Annotated in this window: 17 protein-coding genes, 4 tRNA genes and 1 riboswitch; of the genes, 10 read left to right on the top strand and 11 right to left on the bottom strand. The window is 63.7% G+C overall.

The window, feature by feature from the left end; translation table 11 throughout:
• Positions 1-3: 3 nt before the first annotated feature.
• Positions 4-1596: a histidine ammonia-lyase gene (gene hutH / locus ABIE35_RS09095; protein ID WP_354514234.1), complete on the top strand. Its 1593-nt coding sequence runs from the start codon at positions 4-6 to the stop codon at positions 1594-1596.
• Between the two features lie 197 nt (positions 1597-1793).
• Positions 1794-2042, top strand: a complete 249-nt coding sequence (locus ABIE35_RS09090) for a hypothetical protein (RefSeq protein WP_089593405.1) — start codon at positions 1794-1796, stop codon at positions 2040-2042.
• 120 nt (positions 2043-2162) lie between these two features.
• Here the strand turns inward: ABIE35_RS09090 and ABIE35_RS09085 are convergent, their stop codons facing one another.
• The 6 genes from ABIE35_RS09085 to ABIE35_RS09060 all read right to left on the bottom strand — a co-directional run bounded on the left by ABIE35_RS09085 (position 2163) and on the right by ABIE35_RS09060 (position 10762).
• A complete protein-coding gene (locus tag ABIE35_RS09085) occupies positions 2163-2384 on the bottom strand; it encodes a hypothetical protein (protein WP_089593406.1) in 222 nt (73 codons plus the stop codon).
• 103 nt (positions 2385-2487) lie between these two features.
• Positions 2488-7431, bottom strand: coding sequence for an NAD-glutamate dehydrogenase (locus ABIE35_RS09080; protein ID WP_354514231.1), 4944 nt, complete (start codon positions 7429-7431; stop codon positions 2488-2490).
• A 167-nt stretch (positions 7432-7598) separates the two neighbouring features.
• Positions 7599-7669: transfer RNA gene (locus ABIE35_RS09075), tRNA-Cys, on the bottom strand.
• Between the two features lie 114 nt (positions 7670-7783).
• Positions 7784-8242, bottom strand: coding sequence for a hypothetical protein (locus tag ABIE35_RS09070; protein ID WP_354514229.1), 459 nt, complete (start codon positions 8240-8242; stop codon positions 7784-7786).
• Positions 8243-8298: 56 nt separating this feature from the next.
• Entirely contained in the window at positions 8299-9246 is a 948-nt protein-coding gene (gene hutG, locus ABIE35_RS09065; RefSeq protein ID WP_354514227.1) for a formimidoylglutamase, read from the bottom strand.
• Between the two features lie 73 nt (positions 9247-9319).
• A complete protein-coding gene (locus ABIE35_RS09060) occupies positions 9320-10762 on the bottom strand; it encodes an NCS2 family permease (protein WP_354514676.1) in 1443 nt (480 codons plus the stop codon).
• A 114-nt stretch (positions 10763-10876) separates the two neighbouring features.
• Here ABIE35_RS09060 and ABIE35_RS09055 point away from each other — a divergent pair, with 114 nt between their 5' ends.
• Together ABIE35_RS09055 and ABIE35_RS09050 are read left to right on the top strand one after the other, a co-directional pair.
• Positions 10877-11521, top strand: a complete 645-nt coding sequence (locus tag ABIE35_RS09055) for a copper resistance CopC family protein (RefSeq protein WP_354514225.1) — start codon at positions 10877-10879, stop codon at positions 11519-11521.
• A 174-nt stretch (positions 11522-11695) separates the two neighbouring features.
• Positions 11696-11864: riboswitch (cyclic di-AMP (ydaO/yuaA leader) on the top strand.
• Between the two features lie 3 nt (positions 11865-11867).
• Positions 11868-12656, top strand: coding sequence for an NlpC/P60 family protein (locus ABIE35_RS09050; protein WP_354514223.1), 789 nt, complete (start codon positions 11868-11870; stop codon positions 12654-12656).
• Positions 12657-12765: 109 nt separating this feature from the next.
• On the opposite strand, the gene ABIE35_RS09045 is transcribed toward ABIE35_RS09050, so the two are convergent.
• Positions 12766-13488 carry an FAD-binding protein gene (locus ABIE35_RS09045; RefSeq protein ID WP_502921376.1) on the bottom strand — a complete coding sequence of 241 codons (723 nt, stop codon included), beginning with the start codon at positions 13486-13488 and terminating at the stop codon, positions 12766-12768.
• Positions 13489-13873: 385 nt separating this feature from the next.
• Between ABIE35_RS09045 and ABIE35_RS09040 the strand changes: the two genes are divergently transcribed.
• Both ABIE35_RS09040 and ABIE35_RS09035 read left to right on the top strand, forming a co-directional pair.
• Positions 13874-14911, top strand: a complete 1038-nt coding sequence (locus tag ABIE35_RS09040) for a universal stress protein (protein ID WP_354514219.1) — start codon at positions 13874-13876, stop codon at positions 14909-14911.
• 80 nt (positions 14912-14991) lie between these two features.
• Positions 14992-17667 carry a PEP/pyruvate-binding domain-containing protein gene (locus ABIE35_RS09035; protein WP_354514674.1) on the top strand — a complete coding sequence of 892 codons (2676 nt, stop codon included), beginning with the start codon at positions 14992-14994 and terminating at the stop codon, positions 17665-17667.
• Here the strand turns inward: ABIE35_RS09035 and ABIE35_RS09030 are convergent.
• Positions 17664-18584 (bottom strand): cation diffusion facilitator family transporter, encoded by a 921-nt coding sequence (locus ABIE35_RS09030; RefSeq protein WP_354228647.1) that lies wholly within the window; start codon positions 18582-18584, stop codon positions 17664-17666. The genes ABIE35_RS09035 and ABIE35_RS09030 overlap by 4 nt on opposite strands.
• A gap of 10 nt (positions 18585-18594) precedes the next feature.
• A complete protein-coding gene (locus ABIE35_RS09025; RefSeq protein ID WP_354514217.1) occupies positions 18595-19095 on the bottom strand; it encodes a metallopeptidase family protein in 501 nt (166 codons plus the stop codon).
• 92 nt (positions 19096-19187) lie between these two features.
• Between ABIE35_RS09025 and ABIE35_RS09020 the strand changes: the two genes are divergently transcribed.
• On the top strand, positions 19188-20111 hold the full coding sequence (locus tag ABIE35_RS09020) for a carbohydrate kinase family protein (RefSeq protein ID WP_354514215.1): 924 nt from the start codon (positions 19188-19190) through the stop codon (positions 20109-20111).
• Here the strand turns inward: ABIE35_RS09020 and ABIE35_RS09015 are convergent.
• Positions 20108-21061, bottom strand: a complete 954-nt coding sequence (locus tag ABIE35_RS09015; protein ID WP_354514213.1) for a DMT family transporter — start codon at positions 21059-21061, stop codon at positions 20108-20110. The genes ABIE35_RS09020 and ABIE35_RS09015 overlap by 4 nt on opposite strands.
• A gap of 382 nt (positions 21062-21443) precedes the next feature.
• Here ABIE35_RS09015 and ABIE35_RS09010 point away from each other — a divergent pair.
• The 3 genes from ABIE35_RS09010 (at position 21444) to ABIE35_RS09000 (ending at position 21796) form a co-directional block, all read left to right on the top strand.
• Positions 21444-21516: transfer RNA gene (locus tag ABIE35_RS09010), tRNA-Glu, on the top strand.
• Between the two features lie 84 nt (positions 21517-21600).
• Positions 21601-21674, top strand: a tRNA-Asp gene (locus ABIE35_RS09005).
• 46 nt (positions 21675-21720) lie between these two features.
• Positions 21721-21796, top strand: a tRNA-Phe gene (locus ABIE35_RS09000).
• Between the two features lie 218 nt (positions 21797-22014).
• Here the strand turns inward: ABIE35_RS09000 and ABIE35_RS08995 are convergent.
• Positions 22015-22908, bottom strand: coding sequence for a PKD domain-containing protein (locus ABIE35_RS08995; protein WP_354514211.1), 894 nt, complete (start codon positions 22906-22908; stop codon positions 22015-22017).
• Positions 22909-22939: the final 31 nt, after the last annotated feature.

The raw sequence follows: 22939 nt of genomic DNA, 5'->3' as shown, positions 1-22939 counted from the left end.
AACATGACTATTACCTCCAACGAGCAACTCACCGTCACGCTCGGTTCCAGTGGCGTGACCCCGGAAGACGTCGTCGTCGTCGCACGGCACGATGCCAAGGTGACCATTTCCCAGGATGCCCTGGACAACGTGGCCAAGGTTCGTGCCCACATTGACGATCTCGCTACCAGCGATGTCCCGGCGTACGGCATCTCCACGGGCTTCGGTGCCCTCGCCAACCGCCACATCCCCAACGACCTCCGCACGCAGCTGCAGAAGTCGCTGATCCGCAGCCACGCAGCGGGCATGGGCCCGGCCGTTGAACGCGAAGTGGTCCGCGGGATCATGTTCCTCCGCGCCAAGACCTTGGCCTCCGGCCGCACGGGCGTCCGTCCAGTGGTTCTGCAGACCATGGTGGACGTCCTCAACGCCGGCATCACTCCGCTGGTCCGCGAGTTTGGTTCGCTGGGCTGCTCCGGCGACCTCGCGCCGCTGTCCCACTGTGCCCTGGTCCTCATGGGCGAAGGCGAAGCAGCGGGTCCCGACGGCGAACTCTACGGAACCGCTGGCCAGCCACCTGTTGCTGAGCTGCTCGCGCAGCACGGCATCGAGCCGGTCACCCTCGCCGAGAAGGAGGGCCTGGCCCTCGTCAACGGCACCGAAGGCATGCTCGGCATGCTCCTGATGGCCATCGCCGACATCCGTTTGCTGCTTGCGACGGCGGACGTCACCGCCGCGCTTAGCGTCGAGGCCCTGTTGGGTACCGACCAAGTGTTCCTGCCCGAGCTCCACGCCGCACTGAGGCCGCACCCTGGCCAGGCCGCCAGCGCGGACAATATGCTCCGCGTGCTGTCCAACTCGCCGATTGTTGCTTCCCACCGGATCAACGACACCAAGGTCCAGGACGCCTACTCGCTGCGTTGCGCCCCTCAGGTTGCCGGCGCCGTCCGCGACACCGTGGACCACGCCGCGCTGGTGGCTTCCCGCGAGCTCGCAGCTGCGATCGACAACCCGGTGGTCCTACCGGATGGCCGCGTCACGTCCAACGGCAACTTCCACGGCGCCCCCGTGGCCTATGTCCTGGACTTCCTGGCCATCGCCGTAGCGGACCTCAGCTCCATCGCCGAGCGTCGCACGGACCGCATGCTCGACCCCGCCCGCTCGCACGGACTGCCGGCCTTCCTCGCCGGAGACCCCGGTGTTGACTCCGGACTGATGATCGCGCAGTACACGCAGGCTGGTCTGGTTTCGGACAACAAGCGCTTGGCCGTGCCCGCATCGGTGGACTCCATCCCGAGTTCCGCCATGCAGGAAGATCACGTGTCCATGGGCTGGCACGCTGCCCGGAAGCTGCGCAAGGCCGTGGAGAATCTTCGCCGCGTGCTCGCCGTCGAGCTTGTCACCAGCGCCCGCGCCATTGACATGCGGACGCAAATGTCCGACGGCGAACTCACCCCGGGTCCTGCCGGTACGGCAGTGCTTGAGGTGCTTCGTGAAGTAGTCCAGGGCCCGGGCGCCGATCGGTTCCTGTCGCCGGAACTGGAGGCGGCTGACCGTTTGGTCGGCTCCGGGGCGGTCCGCGCGGCCGCCGAATCCGCCGTCGGGATTTTGGCCTGACGTCGAATAAAACGCTCATTTGATGGGCATCTTTGTCACGCCCCGGTCTTTGTTCGCAACGCAAGCGCCGGGGCGTGGCAAATGTAGTAGAACTTATGGTGTACGTCACGTCCACAACAACGGTGTTGTGGGCTTGACGGTCAACCGTTAACAACTCAATACACAACAGAGAACATCCACAAAGGGGTAGAAGTTCAATGAAGGCACGCGGAGCAGTCCTGTCCAGGCGAAGCGCTCACTCGGCAACGGTTTCCGACTGGAAGACGCTGAACGTTGGCGAGGCGGTGGAAGTGGTCAAATATGCCCACGTGATTGCCACCGGCAGGGTCGAGGAAATCTCCAGCAGCGGGAACGTGGTGTGGCTTGAGCACTCCGGCCCGGGCGTTACCGAAGAGGGCAAGGAACTGTTCATGAAGTCCGACGGCGTGACTCTCCGCCGGGCATAGGCGGAGGTACCGCAGAGATACTTGTTTAACAGAAACCGGGGCTCGTTCCCTTCCGCGGGTAGTAGATGCGGAAAGGAGCGGGCCCCGGTTTTGCGTCGCTGCCGGAAATACGTTGGGGTATCAGGCGGCGAGTACTTCGCGGGTCTGACCGAAGGGAACGGATTCGTCCAGAGCCACGGTGTAGGTGCCGGGCTCGTGGCGCGTCACCAGAATTCCGCAGGCAGCGTCTGCTGCTGCGTTTTCGATCAGGGCATCCACGGCGCGGTCGAGTCCGTCGTGGATCTCGTCTGCCTTCGAGAAGGACAGGCGAATTTCGCGTTCTGCAGTCATTGCAGGGGTCATTGGGGGGCCTCCTATTACGTGCCGCATGCGAGGGCGACCCATCAATCATAGGTGGTGAGCGCCGAAAATATGTAAGATGACTGGCAGCCAGGTGACCTGCGTCTCATCTCCGAACCATGGCACGGAGGAGTTTTACTGCTACTGAAAGAGCAGCGATATCCACCGGACCTGGCTTGATGGCCTCCCGGATGGTCTCTTGGACCCGCGTCAACTGCTCGATGTTTCCGTGCTCCCAATCCACGATCCGTTCCACAGGATCGGCGGCCACCGGGGACCGCGGAGTATGCTGGACCACCGCTTTGGTCATGTCGGCGAGGACCAGGTACATGTCATCCCTAAGCGCAGCCCGGGCCAGGGACTCCCAATGGGTGTCCCGCGGAAGCATGGTGATGTGTTCCAGCAGCGGGATGGCGGAAATCCGTTCGAAGACGGCGAAGTAGACCTCCGCCACGGCGTCCGCCGGCTCCTGGAGTTCCTCTGCGATGGCCGAGATGTCCAGCAGCCCGTAACTGACCAGCAGCTCAGATGCGCGGATTCCCAAACTGTGGGGCAGGCCGACAGCATCGGTGTGGGCGAGCCGCTTCTGGGAGTGCGCCAAATTGATGCCGTGCAGGAAACTCGTGAAGTTGGCCCGCATCAGGGACATCGGTTGCTCCAGCCGGGCCAAAGCATCCGAAAGGGGCTTATCGCGGAAGTCATGGGTGACGTACCAGCGCACCGACCGGTCCAGGAGGCGTCGCATGTCCAGGGCCACTGCGGCACCGTGCTCGCTGGGCGTAGTGGCTGGCAGTTGGGCGATTGCCTGGGTGACAGAGTCCAGATCCCAGACCTTCCGCATCACCACGAAGCCGCGTGCCACGGCGGCTGCTGACACCGTGGTCTCCTCCATTGCCCGGAAAGCGAAGGAGATGCCGCCCATGTTGATCATGTCGTTGGCCACCACGGTGGCAACGATGTGCCGGCGGAGCGGATGCGTTGAAAGATGTTCGCCGAACCGCTCCGCGACCTGCTTGGGGAAGTACTCGCGCAGTGTTTGCGAGAACCACGGATCATCAGCGAGTCCGCCTTCCGTGAGCTCCCGTGCGAGCTCGATCTTGGCATAGGCGGCCAGCACGGCGAGCTCGGGAGTGGTCAGACCCTTGCCCGTGAGAACGCGCGCCTGCAGTTCACCGTTACTGGGGAGGGACTCCAGTTCCCGGTCCAGGTCCGTTACGGATTCCAGCCAGTCCATGGTCCTTTCGAAGCTGGGGCTCCACTCCACGGCCAGTTGCTTGTCGTTGAGGAGCAGGACGTTCTGGTCATCATTGGTTTTGAGCACCAGCCGGCCTACTTCCGCCTGCAAGGATTGCAGGAATGCCGTCCGCTCAACTGCGGTCATCCTGCCTGCCGAAATCATGCGGTCCAGGAAGATCTTGATGTTCACCTCGTGGTCCGAGCAATCCACGCCCGCCGAATTGTCGATCGCATCGGTGTTCACCAGGATGCCCGCCAGCGCAGCTTCGATCCTGCCGCGCTGCGTGACGCCCAGGTTGCCGCCTTCGGCGATGATGTGGGTGCGGAGCTTGTTGCCATCGACGCGGATGGCGTCGTTTGCTTTATCCCCGACGTCGGCATGGGACTCCGTGGACGCCTTGATGTAGGTGCCAATTCCGCCGTTGTACATAAGGTCCACCGGCGCCATGAGGATCGCCCTGAGAAGTTCCGGCGGACTCATTGCCAACCGATCCATGGGCTCTGCACCTTCATCCAAACCCAGCGCGAGCCTGACCTCGTCGGTGATCAGGATGGATTTGTCCGTCCGCGCGAAAACACCGCCTCCCGGGCTCAGCTTGGCGGGATCGTAGTCGGCCCAGCTGGAGCGGGGGAGCCTGAAGAGCCGCTCCCGCTCCGCGTAGGATCCAGCAGGGTCCGGTGTGGGGTCCAGGAAGATGTGCCGGTGATCGAAGGCGGCGACCAATTTGATGTGGTTGGACAGGAGCATGCCGTTGCCGAAAACGTCACCGCTCATGTCGCCGATGCCCACCACAGTGAAGTCTTCGGCCCTGGAATCGATCATGAGCTCACTGAAGTGGTGCCGAACGGACACCCATGCGCCCCGGGCGGTGATGCCCATCTGCTTGTGGTCGTAACCCACCGATCCGCCCGATGCGAAGGCGTCCCCGAGCCAGAAACCGTACTCCTCCGCAACGGCATTGGCGATGTCCGAGAAGGCTGCTGTTCCCTTGTCTGCCGCGACCACCAGGTAGTAGTCGTCGCCGTCATGCCGCACCACCCGCGGTGGCGTGATGACGCGACCGTTGCTGCCGCCGTCGGGTTCCGGTACCAGGTTGTCCGTGACGTCCAGCAGTCCGCGGATGAAAGTCCGGTAACTTTCCTGGCCCTCCGCGAGCCAGGCAGCGCGGTCCTCCGCCGGGTCGGGGAGTCGCTTGGGGAAGAAGCCACCTTTGGCCCCGGTAGGAACAATCACGGCATTCTTGACCGTTTGCGCCTTTACCAACCCCAGGATTTCGGTTCGGAAATCTTCGCGTCTGTCTGACCAGCGGAGGCCACCGCGGGCGATCGGACCGAAACGCAAATGGACCCCTTCAACCCGTGGTGAGTAAACCCAAATTTCGAACCGAGGCCGCGGCGGTGGGGCCGCCGGGAGGCCGGAGGGATCGAGTTTGATGCTGATGTACGGCTTGTCCAGGTAGAAATTGGTGCGCAAGGTCGCTTCCACCAAGCTGGCGAGCGTCCGGAGGAGACGGTCGGCGTCAAGGACCGGGATGGCGTCGATGGCTTCGGCAAGGACGGCCCTGGCGGTATGGATTGCCTGCGTCCGATGACTTAGCCCGCTGGTGCCCTCCTCGAAAACGTCGCCGTGGGACGTGACACCGGAACGGTTGTTGAGCTCAGGATCAAACAGGTCCGGTGCGTAACGGTCCGGGTTGAACTTCGCCTCGAAGAGTTCCAGCAGCGCATGTGTTGCCCGGGGGTTGGACCAGAGCGTGTCTGCGATGAAGCCGTACGAGTTGGTGCTTCCCAATTGCCGTAAGTACTTGGCGTAAGCGCGCAGAATGGACACCTTCCGCCAGCCGATGCCCTCCTTGATGACCAACGCATCGAAAGCGTCGGACTCCGCGTCGCCCCGCATGGCGGCGCAGAACGCGCCCGCCAGCAATCCGCCCGTCTTCAGGGGATCCACGCCGCGGGGGTACTTGAGCCCGAGGTCGTACAGGAAGAACTGCCTGCCGTCTCCACGCTGCATGTCAAAAGGCCTCTGGTCCAGGACTTTCAAGCCGAGATTGTGGAAGAACGGGAGGATCTGGGTGAGGCTTCTGGGGCGGGTCAGATACAGCCGGATCCGGGCGTCCTCGGTGAGCACGGCGGTGCCGGGCCGTGTATAAACGGTCAGCAGGGGATCGGGTTCCAAGTCGTCGGCGGCCGGGAAACTCTCGAACGCCGAGATGTCCTCAACAGCGTCCTCCACCTCAAAGTCGGCCTTGTAGCTGGCCGGGAACGCGGCGGCCCACTCACGGGAGAGCCGCGCCGCCTCTTCCGAGGGATAGCGCGCCTGCAGCGCCTCAGCCAGGCCCTGTGCCCAGGTCCTGGTAGCGGCGATGATCCGAGGCTCCAGGATTGCGGCATCCACGACGCCGGGCGTCCCGCCGGGAGTCGAAACCGCCTGCGGCAACAGCACCCGGAAGAACACCCGGGCCATGGCGGACTCGCCCAAACGAAGCTCAAATTCGATGGCGTCCGAACCGAAGGCTTCGCGAAGTTCACGTTCAATGCTGAGCCGGACGGCCGTGCTGTACCGATGGCGCGGCAGGAACACGAGCGCTGTCATGAACCGTCCATAGGAGTCCGGACGGAGAAACAGCCTGGTGCTGTGACGCTCCTGGAGGCGCAGGATCTCGCGGGCATGGTCAGCCAGTTGCCCGGAATCGATGTGGAACAACTCATCGCGGGGATACCCCTCGATCACAGCCAGAAGTTCTTTGCCGTGATGCGATCCGGGCGGGTAGCCGAACGCCCTGACCACTTCCTTTACCGTGTCACGGATGACGGGAATCTGCAGGGCTGAATGTGACGTGGAACTGGGGGAGAAGAGCCCCACAAAGCTGTGCCTGGCGTTGCTCTGTTCGCCGGCGCCTTGTTCCGTTGTCCCGGCTGCTTGCACCGTGATTTCGTCAAGGTATGCGCGGCGCAGGACTGTGGAGCGTTGGGTGGACTTGGTGAGGGTGAGTAGCCGGGGTTTCCCGTGGGGTCCACCTCCGGGTGGCTCTTCGCGGTCCATATAGTCCACCTTGTCCACGTGGTCCACCTCCTCGTGGTCCCGCAGCACGCCCAGCCTCCGGCGTCCGCGATACCCGAGGAACACAAAGTTCCCTTCACCCAGCCATTGCAGCAGTTCCCGGGCCTCCCGGGCCTCCCGGGCTACAGGGCCCGAGCCTCTCACCTCATCCAAGGCCTCCACCTCGCAGGCCAATTCCTCCTGGATGGCAGCATGGTCCTCGGCGGCCGCCCGCACGTCGAGCAGGACCCTCCGGAGCCGCCCCACCAAGCGGTCCGCGGCCGCGTCGTCCGGGAGCCGGGGGACTTCGATTGCCGTCCACGCTTCGGCGAGCGGTCCGCCGTCGTGCCCATCATGTGGGGTGGGCAGCTGCGGACTGATGGCTGCAGCTGAAGGTTCAACGCCGGTGGGCAGCCCGATGCGCTGCGGCGCCCTGTGGATGGTGGTCAGGCGGTGGGTGGCTGGGTCGCGGGTGACGGTGAACGTGGGGTGGACCAGGAGCCGGATGGATGCGGTGTCCCGGGCGATTTCGGCGGTGACTGATGGGAGCAGATAGGGCATGTCATCGCTGACTATCGAGACCACGCTGGCGTCGGGCTCATGCAGGACACCGATCACGGCCTGCCCGGGCTCGCGCCGCTCAGCCAAAGACCGGTGGTAACGGGCCCGTTCCAGCAGCGTTTCAGGGGTGTAGCTGCGGACATCGTCCTCTGCCACGTGCTGGTAGTAGTCGGTCAGGAATCCGTCCGCCGGCTCAGTGCTGGGTGACATGGTGCTGCGCCTCCGCTGCGCAAAGGAGCGGCCGTGCTGTTGCGGTCGGCAAAGTCCCTGCGCCTCATCCCATGCTCCCGCGAGGTGGCATTTGATGGCAATGATGGAGCGAAACATTGCCATCTCATGCCACGTCGGGAGGCGGTTCCAGCCTCGGGACCTCTCAGACGTGGTGGCGGGATTCGAACCCGCGTGCGCTGCTTTGCAGGCAGCTCCCTGGCCTCTCGGGTACACCACGTGCCAACGACACTAGGTGCCTTGGGGCAGCCGGATCAAAGTTCATTTCGCAGGCTTTCGCAGCGCTACGGAGGCAGTCGCCGGGCTACGCGGCGTTGCGCAAGGTTGCTGCACGTTAAGCTGTGGGCGTCTTGGCACGACTCACTGTGAACGACACTCCCGTAGCCACCAGCAGCGTGAGGATCGCAGCCGCCATGTGGGTGTAGAGGAGGAGGTGTATGTCGCCGCCACCGGATGCGGTCCCGGTTGGCATATCCCCGGCCTTCACATCCCCCAAGACCGGGCCGCCGTGCAGGTGGTCCAGAAATCCGCTGCCGGGAAAGTACCCTCCGAAAGCTTCGAAGCCGAAGTGCAGCAGCTGCTGTGCCAAGCCGGAAAGGAGGAGCAGCAGCAGCGGTCCGTGGACCCAGCGGGAAATGAGCTGGGCGGCGAGCGCACACAACGCGGCGAAGGCCAGGAGGACAGGTATGGCGGGAGCGCTGCCGCCCGCGAGCATGTGCGCTGCGAGTCCCAGAGCCACAGCTATGGGCCCTGCCACCCAAGCCCACTTGTCCTGCACAGGAGTTCCGCGCATCGCCATCCTTCCCTCCCCACAGAGTAGGCGGAGGAAGGCGGCTGGAAAAGGGAACGCTAGGCGAGCAGGGCGTTCACCAGTCGGGCAGCCACTTTCGCGGTGCGGTGATCGATATCAAACTCCGGGTTCAGCTCCGCTATGTCCAGGTGCAGGAGCTTCCCGCTCGCAGCAACCTGCCGGCAGACCGCGCTGATCACCGGCAAAGGCACGCCATAGGCTGCGGGTGCGCTGACCCCGGGCGCCACGGACGCAGGCATCACGTCCAGGTCGATGGTCAGGTACAGCACGTCCACGCCGGCCAGGAAATCGGCAACAAAAATCTCCACTGCCTCCGGCGTGCACAGCTCATCGAGCAGGTACTTCACCCCCAGGCGATCGGCGGTGTCGAAGAGGGTGCGCGTATTGTTCGGCTCCGAAATTCCGACGACGGCGTACTGCAGTTCACGGCCGGCGGCGGCTTCTGCGTGGGCCATCTGCAGGAACGGCGTACCCGAACTTGGTGCGGGCTCGTCACGAAGGTCAAAGTGGGCATCCAGGTTCAGGACACCAAGCCGCTTGCCGCGGACCGCGTCAGAACCGGCCACGCCAAGGTAACTGGCAAAGGCAGTCTCGTGTCCGCCACCCAGCACCACGGTGAGGTTTCCGGTGTCGAGCAGTTCCGTAATGGCGCGTCCGGCACGCTCTTGACCCGCTTCCAGTGAGTCGTCCTCCACAACTACGTCGCCGGCGTCGTATACGTCCCGCTGGAGGTGGTAAGCCATGGGACCCAGCGCTTTGCGGATGGCGGCGGGAGCCGCAGCAGCACCCACCCGGCCTTGGTTGCGGAGGACTCCGGCGTCGCTGCAAAAACCAAGCACGACGGCGGGGCGCGCGGCTGCGGCTGACGCGGCGGGCGTGTGGGGTGTTACGGCTTGCCACCATCGCCGGTGCTCTACGTCGTCGCCGTCAAAACGGCCGGTCCACGGCGAGGGGCTGACATCTACAGTGATGGTGCTGGTTTGCATGCTTTAAGCACACCGGACCCGGACTGCCAATACCAGCAGTTCCGGGTCCGGAGTGTCTGAAATACCGGAATGCCTATTTGACGCCCAGCAGTTCCTCCACGGTTCCAATGCCGAAGAACAGCAGGAACGCAGCGGCCACAGCCCACATGAGCGGGTGGACTTCGCGGGCGCGGCCCTGGAAGGTGCGGATCAGGACGTAGGAGATGAAGCCGGCGCCGAGGCCGTTGGCGATCGAGTACGTGAACGGCATGAGGGAGATGGTCAGGAACGCCGGGATGCCGACGCCCCAGTCCTGCCAATCGATCTTGCCCACTTGGGAAACCATCATGAAGCCCACAACCACCAAGGCCGGGGCTACGGCTTCGAAGGGGACAAGGTTGATGAGGGGCGTGAAGAACATCGCCACCAGGAACAGCAGGCCGGTGACGATCGAGGCGAGGCCGGTGCGGGCGCCTTCGCCGATGCCGGCGCCGGACTCAACAAAGATCTGGTTGGAGGAAACCGAAGCGCCGCCGCCCACGATCGCGCCAAGGGCATCCACCTGCAGGACACGGTCCACGTTGGGGATGTTGCCGTCCTTGTCCACGGTTCCTGCCTCGTTGGCCAGGCCCACCATAGTGCCCATGGCATCGAAGAAGATGCTCAGGAGGATCACGAATGCCAGTAGGGCCGCTGCGATGAACCCGAGGTGCTCAAAGGCGCCGAACGGATTGGCCTTGCCGATGAGGGACAGGTCCGGAGCGCCCCACTCAGAGAGGGTGGGCGCCACGAGCGACCAGCCGCGTGGGTTGACGTTCTTGCCGTCGAAGCTGGGGCCGATGTGGAGGGTGAATTCCAAAATGGCTGCCAGTGCCGTGGAGACCACGATGCCGATGAGGATGGCGCCGCGGACCTTGCGGACCACCAGCGCAATGGTGAGGATGAGGCCCACTGCGAACACCAAGGTAGGCCAGCCCATGAGCTTGCCGTCCACGCCCAGGCCCAGGGGGACCGTGGTGCCGGCGGCGTCGGGGATTCGGCGCACAAAGCCTGCATTGACCAGGCCGATCAGCGCAATGAAGAGGCCGATGCCCACCACGATCGCCGTTTTCAGGGCTTCCGGCACGGCCTTGAACACGGCAGTACGGAAACCGGTCAGCACCAGGATGAGCATGGTGATGCCGGACAGGACCACCAGGCCCATCATGTCCGGCCAGGTGAGCTCCGGGTGCGAGGCGACCGTGACGGCAACGAAGGCGTTGACGCCCAGTCCGGTTGCAACGGCGAATGGGTGCTTGGCCCACGCACCCATGAGGATGGTCAGTATGCCCGCCACGAAGGCCGTGGTGGCTGCGACGGCCGTGAAGCCGAGGGATGCCCCACTGGAATCCGCCCCGGAGAGAATCAGCGGGTTCAACACCACGATGTAGCTCATGGCGAAGAACGTCGCGAAGCCGCCACGAATTTCCCGCGAGTACGTGGATCCACGTTCAGTAATTTTGAAGTAGCGGTCTACTGCAGAACCTTGCTTAAGCATGAAGGACTCCGGGGATCGGTGGGAGTGTGCCATCAAATCCTATGCGGTCCGGTACGGGCGCTCCGGACGATTCGCCTAGTCTGTAAGGAAGCCAACACTAGGAGAAACCGCCCCATGCGTACCATCCGCCCGCTTCTGGCCGCCGTCGTCGCAGCTCTTGCCTTCGCGTCCGCCTTGCTGTTTTCTGCGGCACCCGCGTCCGCCCACGACGTCGCTGAATCCACGACGCCGGCCAATGGCAGCAGCGTCACGGACGTCCCGGCGTCGGTCTCCATTACGTTCAACAACCGGCCGCTCGCCATCGGCTCGGGCGTGACGGTCACGGCGGGTGGCGAAAACTGGGCCGACGGCCCGGTGGAGATCATCGACAACCAGGCCGTCCAGAAGCTGCGCGAAGGCGCTCCGGCCGGCGAATACACGGTGGTTTGGCGCGTCGTCAGCAGCGATTCGCACCCCATCGAGGGCACCTTTACCTTCACGGCCACCGCAGGAAGCATGACGACCAGCGGCTCGGCGGCAGCCTCTCCGTCCGCTTCGACACCTTCAGCGGCGGTGCCGACGGCGGGAACCGCGGCCCCGGGCACCGCAGCGCCGGGAACCGGTAACAGCGAGCCCGCGGCCGACGCCTCCCAGCCCTTCCCATGGAGCATCGTGGGCCTGGCGGTTGTTGCTGTTGGTCTCGTTATTTTTCTGGCCGTTACCGCCCGAAGGAAACTCGCTGCTTCGAACAACCCTGATGGCGATTCTCCCGCGGAATAACGCGGTTTTCTACGTAGCTGCGAAGATCTCGAAACGGTTACTGCGACACGCCAGGAGCGTACTTCTCGTTACTTAAATGTGACTTCCGCGTGATCATCGCGTACGGTGGTACCTGTGCCTGTTCCACGTAGCGGGCACTTCCGGCCTGATTGCCTAGCTCTGCCGCAGTCCGGAATCCGTTCGCAGACAAACCTTACGGCAGAGACGGGGAACCCATTTTAGGCCGCTTTCGAGCGTGCCTTGGGGTGAAGTCACGATGCTTCCGCTGAACAGCGGGAGATAGTGGCCGGGTGACTCCCATCCGAATCCGACAGCTAACCTCGCAGGCATCGGGAGAGGCTCTTTCATGTCTTCACGCATTCTTCGCGGCCGTCGTAAGGCGGACAGCGTACGTCCTAATCCGTTCATCTCCATCTCCAAGGCAGTTGCCAGCAACGCTTCCGGCGCTGGCCGCCAGGCAGCTGTTATCGCAGCAGCCTCGGGCCTTGTGTTGACCGGCTCCATTGCAGCCCACGCTGCTGAAGCTCCGGTTCAGCGGGATTCCAGCCCGGCGACGGTCGCTGAGACCGTTTCAGCCGACGCTCCCACCCAGGTTGTTACCGCCCTGGCTACGGCTACCGTCAACTTCGAGCGCCCCGCTGTTGCTTCCGTTGCAGCTCCGGTTATCGAGAAGCCTGCACCGGTTGCTCCGGCTCCCGTCGCCAAGAAGGCAGCAGTCACCACTGCCGCCGCAAAGGCTCCTGTTGCCCAGGCTGCTGCTGCCGCTCCGGCCGCTGCTGCTCCCGCTCCTGCGGCTGCTGCTGCCCCGGCCGTTGGTGGCGTCAATGCCGCCATGGTTGCCTCGGCTTACGCCCAGATCGGCATCATGCAGGACTGCACCGCCATGGTGGAGCGCGCACTCGGCTCCGCAGGCATCCCCGTTGGCGACCTCGGTCCCATGCAGTTCATGAACTACGGCAAGGTTGTCAGCTCACCCCAGCCCGGTGACATGATCGTCCAGTCCGGCCACGTCGCCATCTACATCGGCAACGGCCAGGCCATCAGCGGTGGCATCAACGGCAACCAGACGGGCATCCACCCGATCAGCTGGTTGACCGCAACGGGTCCCCTGACCTACGTTCGCGCTGGCGCATAAGCCTCACGCTTCAGTCCAAAGGCCGGTGCCTTCGAAGATTTCGTCTTCGAGGGCACCGGCCTTTGGCGTTAAGTTATGTGCGGAATAGTTCACAGCCAGGTTTGATCTGCTAGGCGGTGGCGATGCCCGGTCCTGCCGGGAGGGCCACCTTGGACGATATGGCCTGGCCTACAGCCTTTGCCTGCCGAAGTACTTCCTTTGGTGTGGGCGTAATCAGCTCGCCGACTCCTACAAGGTGCATCCCGACGGCCCGCATTGCGGCCACCAGGTTCTGGCCGATCGCTATGCCGAGTTCCGCCAGCATTCGGCGCAATTGGCTCTGCGCGCAGCGCGTGACCACAATATGGTCGGCCAGAAGAACACCGTTGGCAGTGTGGACGGCCCACTGGCGGCGGGTGGACTCGAGGGGACCGGAGGCGTGGAGCCCCGTCCTGAGCCCGGCAGTGGTCATGCTGGCGGCCAGTCCATAGCCGATCTGTTGGGAAGGGTCGGAGCCAAGGAAATCGAGGCGGACAGCCCGTGTGGTGCTGCGGACATCCAGGTGATGGCTTGCGGCGTAGTTCCGCAGGTGGCGGAGGATCTCGTTACGCTCCTGCATGGCTGCGGGATCGGCTGCATCGCAGCGTTGGAGCATGCCAGTGTGGACTGACGGGCCGCTTGCGGACAACGTGCCGAACCCGTCCACCACTATGGAGCCCACGCCGTAGCGGCTGAGCTCACTGGCAACTGCCAAGCCGGACAGGCCGGCTCCGATAACCACGGTGGTGGTGCGTTCCGTGGCGGAATCAGGCGTGAGTGACACTGCTTGGTTCCTCCTTGACGTGTGTGCCATTAGGCATCGCATGGGGTCGCGTCCGAGTTCCCCAAGCGGCCGCAATAAATGGCCGGAGTGTGCTGTGGAACACGGTTGCCGGCCATTCGGTGACTCGAACACTACCGAACTTTTTCTGCCATGGATAGCCTCCTGAGTCCGCGTGTTCGCGTTGTTCATCTCCAGCGCAAAATGCGCACCCTGCAACCGAACCCGGACCGTTATACACATAGCCCAAAGTCACCTTGATTCGGCGTTGCCGACCGAGAATAGTGGGCATTGGGAGAAGGAATCTCCAGGTTCCTTCTGCCCCGGCCATTGACAATGACGCCAGGAGGGAATCCGAGCCGGAGAACCTCTGGCAGAATGGCCGGAACATCAAGCAGCAGGTGGAGAGGCGGGCCCCATGGACCAGCACAGCAGGCACAATGAAGAGCCACAGGACGGCCAGGACCAGGCAGTGGCGCCAGGTGGCATTGTCGTTGGAGTTGACGGTTCAGAGCACGGGCAGTGTGCGCTGGTGTGGGCAGCGCGTGAGGCCGAACGCCGACAGCTGCCCTTGCACATCGTGACGGCCTACTCCGTACCCATCTTTGCCGCATCAGGGCTGGATGGCGGCTACGCAACTGTGGATGATTCGGTGATCCGCGAAGGCGCGGACGCGATCGTGAAACAGGCTATGGACAAGATCTCCGGATATGCCATCGAGGTTGACGCTTCCGTGGAGAACGGCGACGCTGCCGGTGTCCTCCTGGACCTATCGGCAGATGCCGCCCTCCTCGTTTTCGGCAGCCGGGGCCGCGGCGGCTTCGTTGGACGCCTTTTGGGATCTGTCAGCAGCGCATTGCCTGCCCACGCCAAATGCCCCACCGTCACGGTCCCGCTGTATTGCGCCGACCGTCTCGGCGAAAGCACGGAAGACAAGCACATCAAGGCCGAGCACGCCAAGGCTGGTCCCCGCGCGGTGGAAAACGTAGTCGCAGTGGGCGTCGACGGCTCCGAGCAAGCCCGCGTGGCAGTGCTCGAAGCGGCCGAGCAAGCGCAGCGTATGGGTGCCAAGCTCCGCGTCATCTGCGCCGTGCCGCAGTACAGCGGTTCCCTGGCCTGGGTGCCGGCTCCGTTGGACCGCGATGCCCTCTTTGCGGACATCAGGGTGCAGCTTGACGCCGGTGTTGCCTGGCTCAGGAGCCACTTCCCCCAGCTTCCCATTGAGACGGATCTCCGGGACGGCTCACCGGTGGACGTGCTGGTGGAAATCAGCCGCAGCGTCGAGCTGGTGGTTCTGGGAACACGCGGCCGCGGCGGGTTCGCGGGCATGCTGCTCGGATCCACCTCGGACGGCGTCCTCCACCACGCCAAGGGTCCTGTGCTGGTTGTTCCGGATCGTGAGGATCCACGGCTGGCAGACCGACACAAGTTTGGGCCAATGCTCGGCGCAGCTTAGGCCGCGGGAACCACGGCGCCGTGGAAGTCCAACAGCCCAGCGGAGTACTCACTCTGGACATCGCTGGCATCAGCGGGGCCATGCTTCCGGATGTGGGGGGAAAAGCGGCCAACCTGGGTGAGTTGGCCAGTGCCGGACTGCCCGTACCACCCGGATTCTGCCTGACCACCGCTGCCTACCGGGACGCCCTTTCGGCCATTGGCCTGGACGAGGTCCTTGCGGCGCTGAAGGAGGCCGATGCTTCCCAGCTGGACCAGCTGAACGGGCTTGCCGCCCGCGCACGGTCCTTGGTGCTCGACACCGGCATTCCCCACCGTATCGCCGAAGCGGTGCGGTCCGCCTACCAGCAGTTGGGAGAGGACGTCCCCGTTGCCGTCAGGTCGTCAGCTACCGCGGAGGACCTGGCTTTCGCGAGTTTCGCCGGTCAGCAGGACACCTTCCTGAACGTGGTTGGCGCTGACTCTGTCCTGGAGGCTGTAAGCCGCTGCTGGGCGTCGCTGTGGACAGACCGTGCCGTGACTTACCGGACCACCAACGGGATTGATCACGCGTCGGTCACCCTGGCTGTGGTCGTGCAGGAGATGGTGGACTCAGCTACCGCCGGAGTCATGTTCACCGCCAACCCGGTGACAGGAAACCGGCACGAGACTGTGATTGACGCCAGTCCGGGCTTGGGAGAGGCCGTTGTTTCCGGAGCCGTGAATCCGGATCAATACGTGGTGGATGTTCGTCGCGGTGCCATGGTGAAAAGGACCGTGGGGGACAGGCAAGTGGAGATCAGGGCCATCCCTGGCGGTGGCACGGAACGCGTTGAACGCAGCACCGGGTCCTCGCGGGGCCAGCCCGGCGATGCAAACCCCAAGCCCTGCCTCAGCGATCACCAGGTGTTTGGCCTCGTGAACTTGGGCCGCGAGGTCCAGTTGCACTTCGGAGCCCCGCAGGACACCGAATGGGCCATCGACCATGAGGGAAAGTTGTGGCTCACCCAAGCCCGGCCCATCACTACCTTGTACCCGCAAACCGTGCGCACTCCTCCCGTCCCGGGCGAGCACGCCTTCCTGAATTTCAGCCTCGCCCAGGGCCTCACCCGACCACTGACTCCCATGGGCTTGGCCGCCATCCGGCTCATCGCTTCCTCCGTCGCAAGGACGGCGGCATTCGATGTTCCGGATCCCCGGTCCGGCCCGCCACCTTATTACGAGGCGGGGCAGCGCATCCTTTTCGACCTCACTGCGGTGGTGCGGAGCAGGGTCGGCCGGGCGATCGTGCCTCGGGTTTTCGATCTCATGGAGGCCCGATCGGCCGTTCTGATACGTGGACTCTTTGACGATCCACGTTTCACAGTGACAACCAGGACTCCCTTGAAACTGATTCGCCACGTTGCTCCGGTTGCGGCCAAGTACCGGGTTCCTGAGTCGCTGCTCCGTGGCCTGTTCCGCCCGGCTTCGGCACTGAAACGCGTGGAGAAACTCGGCTCCGATCTGCGAAGCACCTTGGTCGTCCCCCAGCAGGCATCAGCCCATCAGCGGATCGGCCACGTCCAGCGAATCCTCGGGGAGGAAGTTTTCGCCACCGTCCCGCAGGTGCTGCCCCTTCCCGCGCTGGGCTTTGCCATGCTGGCGCTGGTCAAGAAGCTCCTGGGGGATCAAGCTCCGTACAGCGAACTCCAAACGGTGATCCGCGGCCTTCCCAACAACGTCACTACAGAGATGGACCTGGCCCTTTGGCAGCTTGCCGCTGAGATCCGGAAAGACCCCGACGCCGTTTCCTCCATGACAGGTCGAACGGCGGCCGAACTAACGGAGCAGTATCGGGACGAAAAGCTCCCCGCCGTTGCCCAAGCCGGATTGAGCTCTTTCCTGGGCACCTTCGGGCACCGGGCCGTCGCCGAGATCGACCTGGGCATGCCGCGCTGGTCAGACGATCCCACCCACGTTCTTGGCGTCGTCACCAACTATTTGAGGCTCGCGGAGGGCTCAGAGGCGCCGGACCAGCAGTTCGCACGGGCAGCCCACGAGGCCGATGAACAGGTAGCGCGTTTCGTGGCGCGGGCCAAGACAAAAAGCCCACTGCACGCGGCCGTGGTTCGCATGGCGTTGGACCGGACACGGAGGTTCGCTGGACTGCGCGAGTTGCCCAAGTACAACCTGGTCCTGGGACTATCCGTTGCGCGGAAGCAGTTGCTTCTCGTGGGCAATGAGCTTGCGGCAGCGCACCGGATTAAACGCCCCGAGGACATTTATTTCCTGGACCTCGACGAAGCCGAGACCGCACTGGCCGGAGATGACCTGCAGGAGTTGGTTGCTGAGCGACGCGCCGCCTATGAGCAGGAACTACGGCGGAGGCACATACCGCGGGTGCTGATCTCAGATGGCACCGAACCGGAAGCCGTACCCGGGATCGGGGGGCCCCAGCGCCCTGGCACCTTGTCCGGTAGTCCGGCGTCGACAGGACGGGTCACAGCTCCTGCGCGGGTCATCATGGACCCTGTTGGCGCGCACTTGGAGCCCGGAGAAATCCTCGTAGCGCCGTCAACGGATCCGGGCTGGACGCCGTTGTTCCTCACGGCCGGAGGATTGGTCATGGAGATGGGTGGGCCAAACTCCCACGGCGCCGTGGTGGCCCGTGAGTACGGCATCCCTGCCGTCGTGGGGGTTCCGGACGCCACATCACGAATCAGCACCGGTCAGCGCGTTACCGTGGACGGCGCCGCAGGGACGGTGGCTGTTGAGGGTGCGGGTGGCGGGACCAGCTAGGCGTGCTGGTGCGACTCGTGTTCCGAGTGGCTCACCGGCTCAAGCTGGAAGGTGCAATGCTCGGTGTCGAAATGACGGCCGAGGCAGGACCCCAACTGGTCAAGGATGCTGTCCGCACCGCTGGCGTTGAGGACTTCGTCTTCCACCACAACGTGGGCTGAGAACACGGGAACGCCGGAAGTGATAGTCCAGATGTGGATGTCGTGGGCTTCCACCACACCATCCACGGCGATGATGTGCTCGCGGATCATGTTCACGTCCACGCCCTTCGGTGTGGCCTCCAGAAGGACGTCCACCACGTCGCGAAGCAGATGCCAGGCGCGGGGGATGATCATCACTGCGATCAACACCGAAGCAATGGGGTCTGCAGCGCTGAAGCCTGTGGTCATGATGACGATGGCCGCCACAATAACCGCGATGGAGCCCAGAAGGTCACCGAGGACCTCAAGGTAGGCGCCACGTACATTGAGGCTTTCCTTCTGCGCCCCCTGCAGGATCAGGAGCGAGACAAGATTGGCCACAGCACCCAATATGGCGGCCCACAGCATGACGTCCGTATGGATCTCCGGGGATTCCCCGAAGCGGCGGATGGCTTCGATCATGATCACCACAGCGATCACGATGAGGATCAACGCGTTCGCCAAAGCTGCCAGTACTTCGGCTCTCTGGTACCCGTACGTCCGCTGGTCACTGGCCGGACGGGTGGCAATCCAAGCCGCCATCAGCGCGATGAAGACGCCCGCGGCATCAGAGAGCATGTGGCCGGCATCAGCCAGCAGAGCCAAGGATCCGGACACGACGGCGCCAACCACCTGGATGCCCACCACTCCTAAAGTGATGGCCAGGACGGCGATGAGCCGCTTCCGATGCTTGCCGGTTGCTGTAACTCCGTGGGAGTGGTTGTGATCGTGCCCCATGTCTATAAGGCTAGCCCCAGCCGAGTTCGTGCAGACGGTCGTCGTCGATCCCGAAGTGGTGCGCGATCTCGTGGACCACTGTGATGGCTACTTCATCGATGACTTCTTCGCGCGTGCTGCAGATGTCCAGGATCGGCTGCCTGAAGATGGTGATCCGGTCCGGCAAGGAACCGGCTTCCCACCAGGAATCGCGTTCAGTCAGGGGGACGCCCTCGTAGAGTCCCAACAGCACAGTGTCCGGATCTTCGCCCGGCTGAGGCGTGTAATCGTCCTCAATGAAGATAGCCACGTTGTCCATGGCACTGGCCGCTTTGGCCGGGATCAGTTGGAGGGCGTCGCTGACGGCCTCTTCAAATTCTTGGGGAGACATTTCGAAAGGGGCGGCACTTTGGGCTTCGTCCGCGGCGGTGTGCTCAACAGGACTGTGCACCGCATTCCGTTCCCGGAGCGGCGATGAAGGGCGCTCGCCATCCGGAACTATGGGCAAGCCGGGTGGAAGATTCGCGGGCATGATCTGACTCTAGTCCGCTCAGGCAGCATCGGCGCGGTGTGTGATGAGAGATACTAAAAGTCAATCCTCTTTTCGACAGACACAGGAACCGCATGACCGGCACCTCTTCCCTCGCGCCTGAACCCCTCGACGTCGTGGTTGTCGGTGAGGCGTTGATCGACATCGTGCAGTCTGCAGATGGGCAGGTGGAGTACCCCGGCGGCTCTCCGGCCAATGTCGCCTTCGGACTGGGCCGGTTGGACGTCAAAACCGGGCTGCTGACAGCAATTGGCCGCGATGCCAGGGGTGACGCCATCGCATCGCATCTGCACAGTGCCGGCGTGGTGCTGTTGCCCGGCTCTATGTCCGCGGGCAAGACCGCGACGGCGACAGCCCGGATAGCCGCGGACGGCTCAGCTGACTACACCTTCGACATTGACTGGGCTTTGGCACCTCTGGCCCTCCCCTACGCTCCGAGGATCCTGCACACGGGCTCCATCGCCACGTTCCTGGAGCCCGGCGCAAGCGTCGTGCGGAGCTTGCTGGAGCAGGCCCAGGGTGGGTGCATGGTGACTTACGACCCCAACATCCGCGCCGACCTCCTCGGAAGCCACCAGGAGGCCTTGGCGCTCTTCGAGGAAATAGTCCCGCTGACCGACGTCGTGAAGCTCAGCGGCACCGATGCCCGCTGGCTGTACCCGGGCAAGGCGCTTGAGGACACCGCTAACCACCTCCTCGCATTGGGCACCGGGTTGGTGGTGGTGACCCAGGGAGTCAGGGGCTCGCTCATGGCCACGCGGCACATACAGCTCAACGTACCGGCCGTCCCGGCTACAGTGGCGGACACCATCGGCGCGGGCGATTCATACATGGCAGCGCTGATCATGGGGTTGCTCCTGCGTGGCAGCGACGGACTGGCGCCCACCGTCATGGAACGGATCGGCACCATTGCCTCCATGGCGGCCTCCATCGCCGTCGGCCGCCCTGGTGCCAATCCGCCCACACACCGCGAACTCTTGGTGGGAATGGCCCGCTAGCGGAGCGGCTGGCGCGTCCGACGCCGGGTCAGGCCCACGCCGATCAGGCACACCACGCCACCGATCAGTCCCCAGATGGTGGGAACTTCCTGAAGCACGGCCCACGAAATCAAAATGGTGGTACCCGGAACCAGGTACGTGGTGGCGGCGAGCTTCCCGGCCGAGATGAGCGACAAAGCGTAAGCCCAGGTGGTGAAAGCGATGGCCGTGGGAAAGATCCCCAAGTAGACCAGGCCGAGCGTTGCCGGGAGCGGCGCCGCCTGGACTTCGGAAATCAGCTGCCCGGTCCACGGCAGGCAGCAGATGGCACCCACCATGATGCCGAACCACGTTGCCTGCCCTGCGGTGAACTTGCGGAGCACGGGCTTTTGGAGGATCGCGCTCACCGAGGCGAGTACAGCGGCAAGCAAGCACAACAGCACACCGGCGACGTCCGCCGTCGAGCGCTGTCCGGAACCCAGCGCGATCATCGCGACGCCGCAGAACGCCACACCGCTGCCGATCAGCAGCCAACGGGGGAAGCCCTCCCTGAGGAAGATTCCGGCAAGGATCGCGATAAGGATGGGGGAGACGTTGATCAGCATGGCACTGGTGCCGGCGTCGAGCATGTGTTCGGCGGCATTAAGTGCCACGTTGTAACCGCCGAACCACATCACGCCGTAGGCCACGATCGGCAACCACTCCCGGCCGCTCGGCCACACCTTCAACGTCGGCAGCACCACGATTCCAAGCACGACGGCGGCAACCGCCAAGCGTCCCAGCGTCAAGGATCCGGGGGAGAAGCTGGGGCCGACGGCGCGGATGCCCACGAACGCCGAAGCCCACAGGATCACGGTGACGATCACGGCGGCGATGCCGAGCTTGCTCATGGCCGCCCCCGGCGCGGGGGTGGTGCGCTGGGGCAGGTCCGGGGAAGGCTGGCCGGGTTCGGCCGGGGAGGTGGTTGTCATAGAGCCCAATCTAGCCGTCGTTGAGCCGGGGCGGCTGGCGGTTTTCGGACGCGTCAGGGCAAGATCCTGCCAATGTTTGCGGACCGCCTCCGAAGTGCGTCGGCGCGGTGGATCTGGGTGTGCGCTGCCGAGGGGTGGGCTTCCGACTCTTTGGGTGTGCGCTGCCGAGGGGTGGGCTTCCGACTCTTCGGATGGGCTTCTTAGAGGTGGGATCCCGCTCCTCGGTGGACCCCAAGCTGGTAGCCATGGACGGTCAGCAGACCTCGATTTGGGAATATCGCCATCTATGCTCTAAAGTTTTAGAGTCCAGTTCGGACGAGCGAGACACGGAAAGAACGCGTAAAGCGTCGCTTTTCTTTTGCGAAATCCGAATTGAGTTCAGGCCCCCATCGTCTAGCGGCCTAGGACACCGCCCTTTCACGGCGGCGGCACGGGTTCGAATCCCGTTGGGGGTACGCAAGGAAGTGGTAAACCGGATGAGAAAAGTCTGGTAAGCTAGAAGCCTTGAAAAAAACGCGGTAGAGATACTGCAAACGCAAGGCCCTGTAGCGCAGTTGGTTAGCGCGCCGCCCTGTCACGGCGGAGGTCGCGGGTTCAAGTCCCGTCAGGGTCGCTCTGAGCGCCGAAGAAATTCGGTTCTCAAGGTGACATGTCACCTAGGCTCTGTAGCTCAGTTGGTAGAGCGTTCGACTGAAAATCGAAAGGTCACCGGATCGACGCCGGTCGGAGCCACCACTGGGAAGCATCAGTTCTTCGGAACTGGTGCTTTTCTTCTTTAACCCGTTGAGCGAGTGCGTGTACCGACGCCACCCACTTTGGTTCGCCATGATTCGTCTCAGAAGCCGACACACCGGAATTCTCCGAGTGTCTAAGGTCATAGCCGCTCAAAGAAAGTCCAGGCGGCACGAAGACTGCTCTCTAACTCCGCTCCTGCGCCTCGCGCACTCACCTTGTTAGTCGGTCTTCGCTCCTGGGCAGCCCCAGGAGTTGGGGTTTTCCTGGCAGGTGTCGGCGACGAGTGCTCTTTCTGTTTTCCAGACGTGGATGGTTTTGGCCGGTGTGGTGATGTCGAGTGTTCCGTTGATGGGTAGGGGCGGGCCGTTGTTGACGGAGTAGGTGCCGGTGAAGCTGGTGGTGAGGCTGGCTTGGTAGTTGCCGGTTTCGGTGTAGATGTGGCTGGTGCGTGTTTCGTTGTTGAGCCAGTCGGTCTCGGGGATGGAGTAGCCGGCCACCGGGGTGGGTCCTAGTGTGCTGCCGTCGCCGAAGGCGTAGGTGTAGTTGGCCGGTGTTGCGGTGAGGTGGACTGTTTGGCCGAGGATGGTGACGTCGAAGCCTTGTTCTGCGGTGGTGGCGTAGAAGTTGGTGGGTCCGCCTTTGAGGGTGTGCGGGAAGGGTTGGGCTTCGATGGTTCCTGGGTTGACGGGGAGTTGGCGGAAGTCGGTCAGGATGCGTGCTGCGATGTTGGCCAGGACGTTCTCGGGCTGCGGGTCGTAGAGACAGGTGGGTCCGCTGACGGGGATCCAGTCAGTCCAGCCCGGATTGGTGATCGCTCTTGGGGCCTCCTTCCAGATCACGGGGGTGCCGTCTTCTCCGCCGGCTGTGGTTGCCGGGCATTCGAGGGCGTCGCAACCGGGGTCCTTAGTGTCAGGTCCATCGGCACGGCAATGGGTGTCGGCCATGTACTGGTTCGGATCATCGATTTCTTGTGATGTGGCTGATCCATCGAGACGGGGGCCTAGCAGCCCTGTCTGGGGATCGATTCTGAAACGCGCGCCGATGTCGATCCCTCGATCACCTGCGTTGTTGGCGGCCCACGTATCGTTAGCTGCCGAGGATGGTGTCGTCACGGCAAGGCAAGCAGCAAACCAGATAGCAAGC

It is taken from the genome of Paenarthrobacter sp. 4246, assembly GCF_040546855.1.
GTDB lineage: Bacteria > Actinomycetota > Actinomycetes > Actinomycetales > Micrococcaceae > Arthrobacter.
The sequence above is the reverse complement of the archived record's forward strand: the minus strand, read 5'-3'. Positions and strand labels throughout refer to the sequence as shown.